At 44.8% G+C, this 12,960-nt stretch carries 8 protein-coding genes and 1 pseudogene; 5 read left to right on the top strand and 4 right to left on the bottom strand.

What is annotated here, in order from left to right:
• Positions 1-15: 15 nt before the first annotated feature.
• Complete coding sequence (locus EXZ60_RS09225) at positions 16-1,476, bottom strand: DEAD/DEAH box helicase (RefSeq protein WP_088728870.1); 1,461 nt, start codon at positions 1,474-1,476, stop codon at positions 16-18.
• A gap of 274 nt (positions 1,477-1,750) precedes the next feature.
• Between EXZ60_RS09225 and EXZ60_RS09220 the strand changes: the two genes are divergently transcribed.
• From EXZ60_RS09220 to EXZ60_RS09210, 3 genes are all read left to right on the top strand, one after another.
• Positions 1,751-3,193, top strand: a complete 1,443-nt coding sequence (locus EXZ60_RS09220; RefSeq protein ID WP_277435632.1) for a 6-phospho-beta-glucosidase — start codon at positions 1,751-1,753, stop codon at positions 3,191-3,193.
• A gap of 107 nt (positions 3,194-3,300) precedes the next feature.
• The gene (locus EXZ60_RS09215) at positions 3,301-4,305 is read left to right on the top strand and encodes a LacI family DNA-binding transcriptional regulator (RefSeq protein ID WP_088728869.1); all 1,005 of its coding nucleotides are present in this window, start codon (positions 3,301-3,303) and stop codon (positions 4,303-4,305) included.
• A gap of 137 nt (positions 4,306-4,442) precedes the next feature.
• Positions 4,443-4,664, top strand: a complete 222-nt coding sequence (locus EXZ60_RS09210; protein ID WP_010319365.1) for a hypothetical protein — start codon at positions 4,443-4,445, stop codon at positions 4,662-4,664.
• A gap of 131 nt (positions 4,665-4,795) precedes the next feature.
• Here EXZ60_RS09210 and EXZ60_RS09205 read toward each other — a convergent pair.
• A pseudogene (locus EXZ60_RS09205) lies at positions 4,796-7,176 on the bottom strand (glycoside hydrolase family 2 protein).
• A gap of 330 nt (positions 7,177-7,506) precedes the next feature.
• Between EXZ60_RS09205 and EXZ60_RS09200 the strand changes: the two are divergent.
• Entirely contained in the window at positions 7,507-7,845 is a 339-nt protein-coding gene (locus tag EXZ60_RS09200) for a YggL family protein (RefSeq protein ID WP_064626129.1), read from the top strand.
• Positions 7,846-7,954: 109 nt separating this feature from the next.
• On the opposite strand, the gene EXZ60_RS09195 is transcribed toward EXZ60_RS09200, so the two are convergent.
• Entirely contained in the window at positions 7,955-8,587 is a 633-nt protein-coding gene (locus EXZ60_RS09195) for a hypothetical protein (RefSeq protein WP_013856799.1), read from the bottom strand.
• A 253-nt stretch (positions 8,588-8,840) separates the two neighbouring features.
• On the opposite strand from EXZ60_RS09195, the gene EXZ60_RS09190 reads away from it, so the two are divergent.
• Positions 8,841-10,043, top strand: a complete 1,203-nt coding sequence (locus EXZ60_RS09190; protein ID WP_064625261.1) for an iron-containing alcohol dehydrogenase — start codon at positions 8,841-8,843, stop codon at positions 10,041-10,043.
• Between the two features lie 68 nt (positions 10,044-10,111).
• Here the strand turns inward: EXZ60_RS09190 and EXZ60_RS09185 are convergent, their stop codons facing one another.
• A complete protein-coding gene (locus EXZ60_RS09185; protein WP_064625258.1) occupies positions 10,112-12,916 on the bottom strand; it encodes an Hsp70 family protein in 2,805 nt (934 codons plus the stop codon).
• Positions 12,917-12,960 lie beyond the last annotated feature (44 nt).

The following is a 12,960-nucleotide window of genomic DNA, read 5'->3' as shown; positions in this document are numbered from 1 at the left end:
AGTCAGTGAGTAATATCAGCTCGCCGCGATTTTGTTTGCTCTACGAGGTCTATTTTGTCCAGCCGATCCGCTTCTCGTGGGTTGGTTTGCACTTGGTTTGTTACTGTTTGAACGAGTGGAATTGGCCGCTTTCGGCTTTCTGTCATTAGTTTTGGTATTCGCGCTTATGCTGTGACCTTTTGCTACATCACCAGAGCGCTGTCCGTCATTATGTTCTGGTTTGTTCTTTTTCGGCTTTTTCGCTTTAATCGGTTGTAGCGAAGGAGATGCCGGTAATTTGTTCACTGGCGCAAAGCCTTCAACCTCAATTCGTTCTAGTAAATTTTGGGTAAGGCGCTCAATGGCAAACATGTCTTTTGTTTCATCGGCGCAGACCAAAGAGATTGCATTTCCTTCAGCGCCTGCGCGGCCTGTACGGCCAATTCGGTGAACATAATCTTCAGGGACGTTAGGCAATTCAAAGTTTACCACTTGTGGTAATTGGTCAATATCAATGCCGCGAGCGGCAATATCCGTTGCTACTAAAATGCGGATCTCACCACTTTTAAAATTGGCCAATGCCTTAGTACGTGCGCCTTGACTTTTGTTGCCATGAATCGCGGCGGCGCTGATGCCACTGCCTTCAAGTTGTGCGGTTAAGCGATTAGCGCCGTGTTTAGTTCGTGTAAATACCAACGCTTGTTGCCAATTATTTTCTTTGATTAGTTGAATCAATAGCGTTGGTTTTTTCGCTTTATCTACAGGATGTACCCACTGTTTGACGGTTTTAGCGGTACTATTGCGTGGCGTAACCGAAATCTCGACTGGGTTGTTAACTAACCCTTTCGCAAGTTGGCGAATTTCATCAGAGAAAGTGGCCGAAAAGAGTAGGTTTTGACGTTTTGCTGGCAGCAGTGCAAGGATCTTTTTAATGTCACGAATAAAGCCCATGTCTAACATGCGATCCGCTTCGTCTAAGACCAAAATTTCTAATTGGTTAAATTTAATCGCATTTTGGTTGTATAAATCCAAAAGTCGACCCGGTGTCGCGACCAAAATATCTACCCCACGACGCATTTTCATCATCTGTGGGTTAACTTTCACACCGCCGAAAATAACTTCAGAGCGTAGTGGAAGGTTTTGTCCGTAAGTTGCCACATTGTCGGCAACTTGCGCGGCTAATTCACGTGTCGGCGTCAAAATTAATGCACGCACTTGGTTGGGGCCTACTTTTGAGCCTTTAACTAATAGATCCAAAATGGGCAGGGTAAATCCTGCGGTTTTTCCGGTACCTGTCTGGGCCGCTGCCATCACATCTTTGCCTTCAAGAACGGCTGGAATAGCTTGCGCCTGAATTGGCGATGGTGTTTCGTAACCTTGAGAAGCAACGGCTTTCAGGATGGCGTGGGATAAACCCAGAGAGGCAAAACTCATTAAAATGTCTCGATATGTAAATAAGGAAGTGATCCGCATCACGTTGCGGAAAGGCGCAAGCATACAGTAGTCACAGCAAAAGTGCTACGGAATGTCTCTGTTTGCCACTTGTCAGTAACAAATAGTGCGTATTTTCTTCAGAGAACATTAGAATTATTAATTTAAATGTAACCGGTTTCCGAAACCGGTTACATTTTTCCGATAATCGTTTATGATGTCACGCAAAGTAGCAAAGCGATGATGTATTTCTATATAACGTGTCCACGTGGCGTGAAATAGCATATTAGATCGACATAAGGGTACGTTGAGTCAGCAAATGAAGACGAGGTAGATGGCGATGGCAACAAATGGTTTTCCAAAAGATTTTTTATGGGGTGGGGCTGTAGCAGCACATCAAGTTGAAGGTGGATGGAACCAAGGTGGAAAAGGAGTCAGCATTGTCGATGTGCTCTCAAAAGGAGCGCATGAAGTACCTAGGGTGATGACCTCCGGTGTGGATGCAAATTATTTCTATCCTAACCATGAAGCCGTTGATTTTTATAGTCATTACAAAGGTGACATTGCACTTTTTGCTGAGATGGGTTTTAAATGTTTTAGAACCTCAATTGCTTGGACTCGTATTTTTCCACAAGGTGACGAAGTCTCGCCCAATGAAGCAGGGCTACAATTTTATGATGATCTTTTTGATGAATTGCTGAAATACGGCATTGAGCCAGTTATTACGCTTTCGCATTTTGAGATGCCATTCCACCTTGTACAACAATACGGGGGATGGGCAAATCGCAAGCTTGTGGATTTCTTCGTTAACTTTAGCCAAGTGGTGATGGAGCGTTATAAACAGAAAGTGAAATACTGGATTACCTTCAATGAGATCAATAACCAGCGAAATTGGGAATTCCCACTGTTTGGCTACTGTAACTCAGGGGTGATCTTCACTGAACATGACAACCCAGAGCAGGTGATGTACCAAGTCATGCATCACCAATTTATTGCCAGTGCTTTAGTGGTTGATCTCGGTCATAAGATCAACCCTCAATTTCAAATGGGTAGCATGATTCATATGATGCCGCTTTATCCCGCGTCGTGTCGTCCAGAAGATATGATCCGCTCTCAAGAAATGATGAGAGAGAAGTACTTGTTCAGCGATGTGCAAGTTCGTGGCTATTACCCAAGTTATATTTGGCGTGAATGGGAGCGAAAATCGATAACCGTTGATATGCTCGATGGCGATGAAGCGATACTGCGTAAGGGTTGTGCCGACTACCTTGCGATCAGCTATTACATGACGAATATTGTCTCTGATGATCGCAACGCTGAAGGTGAAACAACCAGTTTATTCAAACAAAGTCGCTTAAACCCTTATCTCACAGCGTCTGATTGGGGATGGCAAATTGACCCGGTAGGGCTTCGCTACGCGCTTTCTGAGTTGTATGAACGCTACCAGAAACCGATTTTTATTGTCGAAAATGGTTTTGGGGCGATCGATGAAGTCGATGAGCAAGGCCAAGGCCAAGTGCAAGATGATTATCGGATTGAGTATTTACAAGCACATATACGAGAAGTGAAGAAGGCCATTGTTATAGACGGCGTTGATGTCATGGGCTACACCCCTTGGGGCTGCATCGATTGTGTGTCGTTCACCACTGGTGAATATAAAAAACGTTACGGTTTCATCTATGTAGACAAACACGATGATGGTTCTGGTTCAATGGCTCGCAGTAAAAAGAAAAGCTTTTACTGGTATCAGTCCGTGATCAAAACCAATGGCGAACAATTATAAACGTAGAATAACAATAATAATTGTTGATTGAGAGCGTTCATCCAGCTTAGGAAATTAGGTAAACTCCCTCGGCTTCCAAGAGTCGGGGGTTTTTATTAGGAGTCACCATGGCGACAATCAATGACGTTTGTAAAGCAGCGGGCGTGTCTAAAGCCACCGTATCGCGCGTACTCAACCAAACTGGCCAAGTAAAAGCAAGTACGAGAGAAGCCGTTTTACAAGCCATGTCCACCTTGGGTTATCAACCTAATGTGTTGGCGCAAGCATTAGCCACAAACAGTGCAAATGCGATTGGGCTGATACTTCCTCAGTTTCAAGGGAGTTATTTTGGCAGCTTATTGCATCAAGCAGCACAAGGTGCCGAGCAAGCACGTAAGACCTTACTTGTCATGGACAGTCACGATAACGCGGCAGGCGAATTAGCAGCAGTGCGCTCATTGCTCACTCAGCGTTGTGACGCCATCATGCTTTACAGCCGCCATTTGTCGAATCATGAGCTGGCATCATTGCAATCTGATGTTTCAGTGCCACTGATTGTACTCAATCGAACCTTGGAAGAAGTCGGTTTGCATAGTTTTGGTTTTGAGCAGCATCAAGCCGCTTCTTTAGCGATTAATCACTTGCTTGAACTTGGCCATCGTCGCATTGCTTGCATCACTAGCCCTTTGGACAGTGATACAGGACAACAGCGATTTGCTGCTTACCAATCAGGCTTGCAGCAGGCTGGTATTGAGCTCAATCACACGCTCGTTGTTGAAGGTGATAATTCTATGCTGGCGGGTTATGCCGCGGTTCAACGGTTATTAGAACAACAGAGTGAGTTCAGCGCTATTTTTGCCTGTAACGATGATATGGCACTAGGAGCAATGCGCGCACTTTACGAATATGCCATTTTGGTACCCAATCAGGTCTCTGTGATGGGGATTGATGATGAGCCTGCGGCTGCGTATTCGGTGCCCAATCTCTCAACAATATCGCTTCCCATTGAGCAACTGACGAAGGACGCAGTAGCCTTGGCCCTACAATTGGCTGAAGGGAAGGGCTCGGATGATGCCAAGATACATCGCTATCTAGGTAAGTTGGTGCTTCGAGAATCAACGTGCGCACCTTAAGAGGCCTCGCAGATTAATGACTCATTGAAATAATGAGCATTTATTTTAATTAACTGTATAAATCCACAGTTAATTGCTTGACATTATGTCACTCTTTACTAAGCTGTATGTATGCACAGTGAAGTTGGAGGTGAAATATGTTGTGGGAAACGCTAGAACGAGTTAACCGCCTTCGCCAAGAAGCGTTAGCCAACCCAGACTTTGTCCAATCCGCGCAAGACCATGAAGAGACATTGAAGCAGGTCGAGCAATACTTTGAACCAACGAAACGACGCAAGGCAGCAAAACGTGCAAAAACCCTTGCAGATATTTATCAACAGACTGAATTTGGTGAAAATCCATCTGGTGTTCAACATTAGTCAGTGTTTGACATGAGCCAATGTTTAACATGCATTAGCAAAAATGGTTTAGCTTGCAAAGAGCTGCTTGATGCGCAGCTCTTTTTCGTTTCCTTCCTTAAGGCTGAGCGTTTGTCTTTATTCGGCTCAGTTCATTCAGCCAGTTGATAAATAGTACAGTTTAAGTGAGATTTATCGTCTGATCTAAAGGCGATTGTCCGCATTTGGTTGGGGAGCAAAAAGAAGCTGGAGTCAGAAAATTGTAGTACGTTGTCATGTTCTAGGTGAACGTAAAGTGCAGGTCGGTCAGTGGTCAAACAGAGACTGCCCGCACGATATTCACTCAATATGCGAGCCGATTTTAAGGGCAAGCGTTTGGGTACATCCGGCAGCCAAAAATTATCCCGTTGGCCATCTGTACTGACAAAGTAGATCGCGCCTTTTTCTGGTGTGAAATCCTTTATTGTGTGTTGCCACACGATTTGGTTACTCTCTTGGGGCAGTCGTTCATTGATTGACCAATGCTTTCGCAATTCTCCTTCCCATCCAAACCAATATATGTCACCCACAAGGTATTGCTCATCGGGCGCATCATTAATGGCTCTCAGTGATAGGTGTTTCTCATCTTCAGAAAAACAGGCCAAAAGCGGGTTATAAAACCGTTTGGCGTGATAATGTAATTGCTTCCAGCGTCCAGAATACTCAATACTTGACCAAGACGCGACGGGCCAGTTGTCATTGAGTTGCCAATATAATATGCCACGGCAAATCGGTGAGGTTGCCCGCCACGCTTCGACAGCCGTTTTAATCGCCATGGCTTGCTGAACTTGACTCAAATAAAGCATCTGTTGAAAGCTATTCGGGAAACGGAAATAGCGAGTAAACATTTCGGTGATGATGCTATTACCACGAGCATTCTTTTGGTGATGTTCAAAATGAGGCGCACTGATATTCCAGTCGCTTTCTGGGATAATCTGCTTCACTTCACTAAATGAAGGCCAAGACTGATAACCGAATTCTGAACAAAATCGTGGGGATATTGAATGGTAAGCGTCAAAGGATTTACCTGAATGCCACACATCCCAAAAATGCATGTCACCTTTATTATCATCATGCCAAGCGTCACCAAAATCTAATTCACCATTGCAAGGTGAGCTTGCCCAAAAACGGCGACTTGGATCTTGTTCATTGACGAGGATTTCTAAAAAACGATTGAGTCGGTCGTAATTGACTAGGTATTTTTCACGGTTTTCTCGAGATTCTGGATACCAAGTTAATGAACCAATCACCTCATTATCACCACACCAAATGGCAAGGCAAGCATGGTGCTTCAAACGTTGTATTTGTTGTGTGACTTCTTGCTTTACCTCTTCTAAGAAACTCGGTGTTGAAGGGTATTGTGCGCAGGAAAACATCAGATCTTGCCAGACTAATAATCCGAGTTGGTCGCAAAGTTGATAAAAATGATCGTGTTCATAATCACCTCCTCCCCACACACGAATCATATTCATGTGAGCTTCTTGTGCGGCTCGTAACAGCTGTTGATAACGGGAAAAATTGACTCTGCTTGGCATGGCATCCATTGGTATCCAATTCGCGCCCTTCACTGATATCGAGACCTCATTCACGATAAAGGTCATTTCACTGCCGATGGAATCTTGCTCAGTGCGCAACGTGAGACGTCTTAAGCCAACTTGGCGGCTGATCTGCTGCTGTGCCATGGCAATAGACAGTGTGTATAAATAAGGGTCACCGTAACCGTTTGGCCACCAGAGATGCGGATGGTGGACATCAATATCCACACTGCTTTGGTTGCAAAAAGCCTCACTATCGATCGTAATAGTTTGATCGCCAAAAGTAAGTGTGATGGGTGTGGAGAGCGATTCGCTATGCCGTATTCTTACGTGCAGCGTAACGTGTGTTAAAGCATGCCAAACTTGTTCAATATCCACACCCAGCAGTGAATATTCTTGTACCGTTTTTAATTGCATTGGTGCAAAAATACCACAAACAGCAAGGCATATACCCCAATCCCAACCACTGTGGCATTGAGGTTTTCGCACTGTGTTCATGTGAGGAAGTTGATTATTCCCTTGCGCCCACGGAATGGGAAAGGGCAGCTCATCGGCTCTTTGCTTGGCTACCGAAGCGGCAGGTTCAAATCGCCATTCAAAATGATTTACACCAATTTGCAGATAAGGGCGAATATTAACGGTATAGGTTTGAAAAGCATTATGGCACTGTAAAACCTTCTGTCCGTTGATCCATAGATCAGCAAACGTATCGACCTTATTCAGCTCCAGTAAGTGGTTGGGCACTGAAGGTCTGCCGCATTTAAAGTGATCGCTTTTGTTAATACCCAATGACATAAGCCAGCCCACTGAACCTGAGACTCATTGGATGCATAATAGGGATGAGGGATCAAACCCGCTTGCAGTAATGCATGATACTGGTCGCCGGGCAGTGTCATCGCGATTTGGATATCGGGATATTCGGGTGAGCTCAATCGCCATTCACCGTTTAAATCAAACATAAATCCACCTCAAAAAATACGATTTACAAGGGCTAAATGAGCTGATTTAACCATGCACTATGAAATAAAAATGTGCATGGGTGGCAGGCTCAAAAGTTGTGCGAAGTTTTTAGATTAAGTTGCGAAGCAGTCAATAATTATGATTTTCTTGACTTTAATTTGACGTCACTAAGCTTGACGAGCGGCTTGTTTTAACTTGTTTTGCCTTGGCACATCTTGAAACAATTTGTTGTGAAAGTGTCCGCTTGTGGCGGTTTATATAAAGAATCATTTTGGAAATGGTGCTGAAAGGTGTATAAATGCCGCATTCAAACAGAGAGAGAAAATATGATGAAAATCGACAAGCTAGAAAATAAAAACCGCCGTATCCGTAAGAAACTGTTTTTAGGTGAATTTGCGATCCTCGGTTTTGAAGTTAGCTGTACAACGTCTATCAAAGACTTTGAACAATACGATCTCTTCGTTGATGAGTTTATTGATTACGTTGATAACATCGGTCTTTGTTTCGGTGGTGGTGGATTAGAGATTTTTGACGGCTTTGTGTGCGCAGCCGATCGCTACCGTTCAGCAACAGAAGAAGATAAAGCGTTGGTTGTACAATGGTTAGAAAATCGTGCTGAAGTGAGCAAAGTTGTTGCTGGTGAATTAGTGGATGCCAATTACGCTTAATTGCTTTTCTATTCTACGTTATTCAGCTAGTGCTTTTCATTTGCGATGTCTGACAAAAAAGCCGGAGTGAAACCACTCTGGCTTTTTTATTACGCTAAATTTTATTACGTTAAAAATCAGCATGTTTAACAAAGTAAGGATTGTTGAATTTATTGGCGTGACCAACAATCGAAACCACTAAACGGTTCCATAGCGCTTTATCAAAAGGTTCTTTAGGAATGGCAGGATAAAGTGTTTCGACCTCTTCTCTGGCAAAGGCCATAAACTCTTTCTTTTTCCTCTTGTTATACTCTTGGGCGACATTATTGTAGTTGCGGATCCACTCTTTCTTAAAGCGAAGCAAGGCGGGCTCGGCTTTTTCTAAAGGTAGTCGAGAGAGATAAACGCGCTTATACGAGATTTTGCGATCAATCATCGTTCGCATACTGGTTTGAATGTAGGTACCGTGCTGCGTAATGGAAATATCGCTCTCATCAAACAGATTCACACACCAGCCCTTAGGCCAAAAGTCAGCCTGTTTATACTGATTATTTCTAGCAGTTAATACTTGATGAAGCACTAAATCAGAAGTGCCTTTAAAGGTTTGCTGCCATGTGGCTATGCGAATTTGCAATGAACCAGGCAAGCGATAGACATTGGTAAACTTATCTTCGTTCATGACTTCTACAGTAATTGGTTGAATAAAATACAATTTTTGAATGCCATTTGAGTGCAGGGAATGCACCTCAAAGACGAAAGCCAAACGACGTGTCGATTATTTTATGACACATAAAATTATGTGCAGAGTACTCAGCTAATGATTTCAATTATAAGTATAAAAAGTGAGCGAGGTGGATTTTACAAGGTTTGCATTAAAATGCGAGCTTAAGTTGGCGTTAAATCTAATAATGATCAGCGATTATTTGCCTTATCTTGCAAAATTTGACTTTCTAGGTAGAGATAACTCGTTGTATTGCCTAGTCTAGCTAATAGAACTTCACAACTCGAGACCAATCATGGAGATCAAGTACCAGCAGTGGCAGCATAAGCTATACATGAAAGTGCTCAAATTGGCCGCAGCGATTCTGCCCATCTCCAAGCCAACCTTGTTTATTGGTAAAGAATCGCTCAAGCAACTCTGTTATTCGGTTTCTTTGATGGGTATTGAACGCGTGCTTGTCGTAACAGACCAAGGCATTGAAAAGCTTGGTTATGTAAAAAAACTAACCTTTGAGTTTGAGCGCGTTGGTGTCAGTTGTGTGGTGTTTAACCATGTATTGCCTGATCCTACTTATGATCAAGTTGAAGCCGGCCTCCATCAGTATCGATTGGAGAAGTGCCAAGGCGTTGTCGCGATTGGTGGCGGCTCTTCAATCGATTGTGCAAAAGTGATCGCCGCTTGTGCTACTAACCGCAAGTCGATCAAACGTTTAGTGGGGCTGTTAAAAGTATGGAAAACACCTGCGCCACTGTTTGTGATCCCAACCACGGCAGGTACGGGCTCTGAAGTGACCGTCATTGCGGTGGTTTCTGACCCTCAAACTCAGCAAAAGACACCGATTACTGACCCGAAACTTGTGCCACTTATTGCAGCGTTAGATCCGATGCTGATGATGGCCTTGCCTACTCATATTACTGCGCAAACGGGGTTGGATGCACTCACGCATGCAGTGGAGGCCTTTATATCACGTAATGCCACGCCAGAGACTGATCGCTATGCCATCGCTGCGGTTAAACTGATCCACGATAACTTGGAAAAAGCGGCGTTCTTTGGCCAAAATTTGACGGCGAGGCAAAACATGGCTCTGGCCTCTTATTACGCTGGACTTGCTTTTACCAAAGCCAGTTTAGGGTATACACATGCCATCGCCCATGCTGTTGGGGCTAAATACCATTTCCCGCATGGCTTAGCGAATGCGGTTGTGTTGCCACATGTATTGGAATACTCCAAAGAGGCGGCGAAAGATAAGCTGGCTAAACTGGCCGACGTACTCAAAATAACCGATCCACATTTGACCGATTCAATGAAAGCGGACGCCTTCATTGGGTATGTGAAAGAGCTCAATCACACACTGCATATCCCTAAACAGTTACAGGGGGTCGTGCCAGAGCATATTCCAGAATTGGCCAAACAAGCTTTTCGTGAAGCGTTTTGGAATTATCCTGCGCCAAAATACATGCAGCAAACGGATTGCGAAGCGATTTTTAGGAAATTGTAATCTACATTCAACGTTATCTTTGACCGCTCTCGTCATCATAGCAACGAGAGTGGTCAAATGAGGTCGATTCATTTTTTAAGCAGTATCAACCCACTTGGCAGAGTATCACCGAAGACACGTTTGGATTCTGTGTCAGACAGGTCATGCACTTCATTAACCAAAGTAAACCAAGTTTCTGGAACTTTACTCTGCTTTAACTTGGCTAAAACGAGCTGGCGAACATCATCGTTAATATCAAAAAGACGATCTCCTGTCTTGCGACACATCATTACCGCGGCAAAGGCAATCATCGGTTCTTTTTGCCAGTTTTGATCAAGCAACTTCGGTAACCATTGTTCCACTTGCGCTCTTGGGATGACTGAATGTTGACTACCATACAGTAGCGTCCGAGAGGCTAACCGCCCAACGGCCCACCAGTGTGCTTGTTCACATTGAGTTTGATTAATCGCTTTGTTCAAAAACCACGTGGCAAGTAATACTTTATCTTCCACTTCTAGATGTTCCAGCGAAGCGGCAAGCCGCACCATGGCTTCGTACCCTTTGTCGTGCGCTTCTTGAGCTGATTTGGGATTTTTGATTGCGCTCGGGTGAAGATACTTAGCGATATCCGCTAGAATCGTTTCTTGTTGCTCCTGCCTCAGTCCGCCAGCAACACGCCGCCAAAATACCCACCAATCGCTCCAGCCTTGATGATTTTGGAATTGAATACCTTGTTGATACAGATTCCACATCTGTTCCATACGCCAAGGATCGGTTGGGTCGCCAAATCCTGGTCGCAGGGCAAATCCAGCCAGACGCAACCAGTTTTTCTCGTGTTGCTCTGAGCGGCGTCGACGTTTACGGCCTTGAGAAAATGCATCAAAGAGCGGTCTTAGCGTGGTGAAATCCCATTCATCACGTGGCCCTAAAAGCTTATCTAAATCTTTGCCAAGCGTTTTTATGGCTTGGTTATCAGAGGCTTTTTTATTGCCACTATAAAGGTGTGTGATGAGCGAAATCGCCTCTGACAAGCGAGGATGACGTTGGATTTCACTGTCTGACTCACTGTGCTTGCGAACTTCAAACTCAAGTTGCCATCGGTTTTTTTCGTCCTCAACACTGACACATTCAATCTTGAGCGTGCCGACTTCCGTTAATTGACAAGCCAGTTGAACTTCCACTCGTTGCTTTTGGTTAGCATGCAGTAGAGCATCATCATTTCCTTTTAACGCTGTTATATAGGGAGGCAGTGGCGTAAAAAGTTCATGTTCAATGGTCGATAACAGCCCATTTTGAACGCGGCGATCAGCAAACATATCGTGGGTTGAGGTCAGGATGTTAAAGCGTACTGGTTCACCTAACGTCAGTGAAAATCGGCGGCTGGTTAAGCGTATCTCTTGTCCTTCTTCGGTGCCTTTAGCCAAGACACACAGAGCATGTCCGGCACTGTTTTTTTCAGGCAGGTGTAAAAAATAAGAGCGTGCCGATCCACCGCCGATTTTAAGCTGTGCACCTTGGCGAGCTTTACCATAGGCGACAGCACCGAGTGCGACTGCCCAATCAGGGTGAGGATTATCAAGCAGGGTGATCGGCGAACCTCGCCAATCGGTCAATAATTGAGTGATGCGCTTTGTGATAAGCTCACTATTAAATACGCCGCCATTAAGTAGTAATCCAACTGGAATGGCCGTTGCGTTTGACTCTTGTTTGAGCGCAAGGCGAGAAACGGCTTGGTGTTCAGCTAAAAATTCAGCAATGTGTTTACTCACGGCAGGGTCGGCTGCGTAGGGCAAACCAAATTCCACCACTGCACTGCGGCGTTTATTTGGACGTTCTTGTACCGAGCAAAGTGGGAAAAAGCCTTCCAGTGCAATGTCATGCACCTCTTGTTTCGTCAGGGAAATGCTTTTTGCTGCGCCTAATAGCTTTGAACCACTGCCAAGGAGCGTAATTTTTAGCTGCTCTGGGGCTTGGTTTGATAAGAGTTGCTCTTTGACTTGGCGAGTTTGCTGAATTAGTTTGCTCAAACTGGCGGCGGTTAATTTTTTCGAACCGTCAAAGCGTTGCTCAGCTAGATGAGCTAATGCTAAATCAAGGTTGTCACCTCCGAGCATTAAGTGCTCGCCCACGCCAATTCGGTCAAGAGAAAGTTGGCTGTCTGCGCTGTGTTTCGCTTCAATTAAACTGAGGTCTGTCGTACCTCCGCCCACATCACAAACCAAGATCAAAGGGAGTGACTGTAGTTGCTGTGAGGCACAATGGCGGTGACGTGCGTACCAGTCATAGCAAACGGCTTGTGGCTCTTCAAGTAGTACAATTGAACTTAATCCCGCCAGCGTTGCAGCTTCGATGGTGAGCTTACGAGCCGTTTCATCAAATGATGCCGGCACGGTGATAATGACATTTTGATCTTCAAGTCGATGACTTGGATGACGGTGGTTCCATGCTTGCCGGATGTGATTGAGATAACTGGCGCTGGCAATGACAGGGGATACTTTCGCTACATCGTGAGCACCAGCCCACGGTAAGATGGCTTGCTTGCGATCAACCCCTTGATGGGAGAGCCAACTTTTCGCGCTGGATACTTGTCGCCCTTCTACTTTTGCACCTAAATCTCTTGCCCATTGACCAATAATTACCTCTTTGCTATCGCCCATAACCGGTTCAATTTGCCAAGGGAGCGATAGGGCATCAGGTGCGATCTGCCCGTCGGCCGGGTGATAACGAAATGACGGAAGGAGTGGTTTTCGAACCACTTCACCGGGGCCAATTAATTGGTCGACCTCAAAAAGATGCACGGGTGAGTCTTCTAACGATTCGGTGATTTCACAAAATGCCACCACAGTATTGGTGGTGCCTAAATCGATACCGACGAGAAAGCGAGGAGAAGACATGGAGGCTCCTGAATTTCAAAAACGGCATCCGAAGATGCCGTGTG

This window comes from Vibrio sp. 1151_11 (assembly GCF_029478525.1).
Taxonomy (GTDB): domain Bacteria; phylum Pseudomonadota; class Gammaproteobacteria; order Enterobacterales; family Vibrionaceae; genus Vibrio; species Vibrio anguillarum.
Note: the sequence above shows the minus strand (reverse complement) of the source record. Positions and strands in the feature narration are given on the sequence as shown.

Bases quoted from the DNA above. Each gene is read 5' to 3' on its own strand.
- EXZ60_RS09225 (WP_088728870.1), bottom strand. From the start codon at position 1,476: ATGCTTGCGCCTTTCCGCAACGTGATGCGGATCACTTCCTTATTTACA.
- EXZ60_RS09220 (WP_277435632.1), top strand. From the start codon at position 1,751: ATGGCAACAAATGGTTTTCCAAAAGATTTTTTATGGGGTGGGGCTGTA.
- EXZ60_RS09215 (WP_088728869.1), top strand. From the start codon at position 3,301: ATGGCGACAATCAATGACGTTTGTAAAGCAGCGGGCGTGTCTAAAGCC.
- EXZ60_RS09210 (WP_010319365.1), top strand. From the start codon at position 4,443: ATGTTGTGGGAAACGCTAGAACGAGTTAACCGCCTTCGCCAAGAAGCG.
- EXZ60_RS09200 (WP_064626129.1), top strand. From the start codon at position 7,507: ATGAAAATCGACAAGCTAGAAAATAAAAACCGCCGTATCCGTAAGAAA.
- EXZ60_RS09190 (WP_064625261.1), top strand. From the start codon at position 8,841: ATGGAGATCAAGTACCAGCAGTGGCAGCATAAGCTATACATGAAAGTG.
- EXZ60_RS09185 (WP_064625258.1), bottom strand. From the start codon at position 12,916: ATGTCTTCTCCTCGCTTTCTCGTCGGTATCGATTTAGGCACCACCAAT.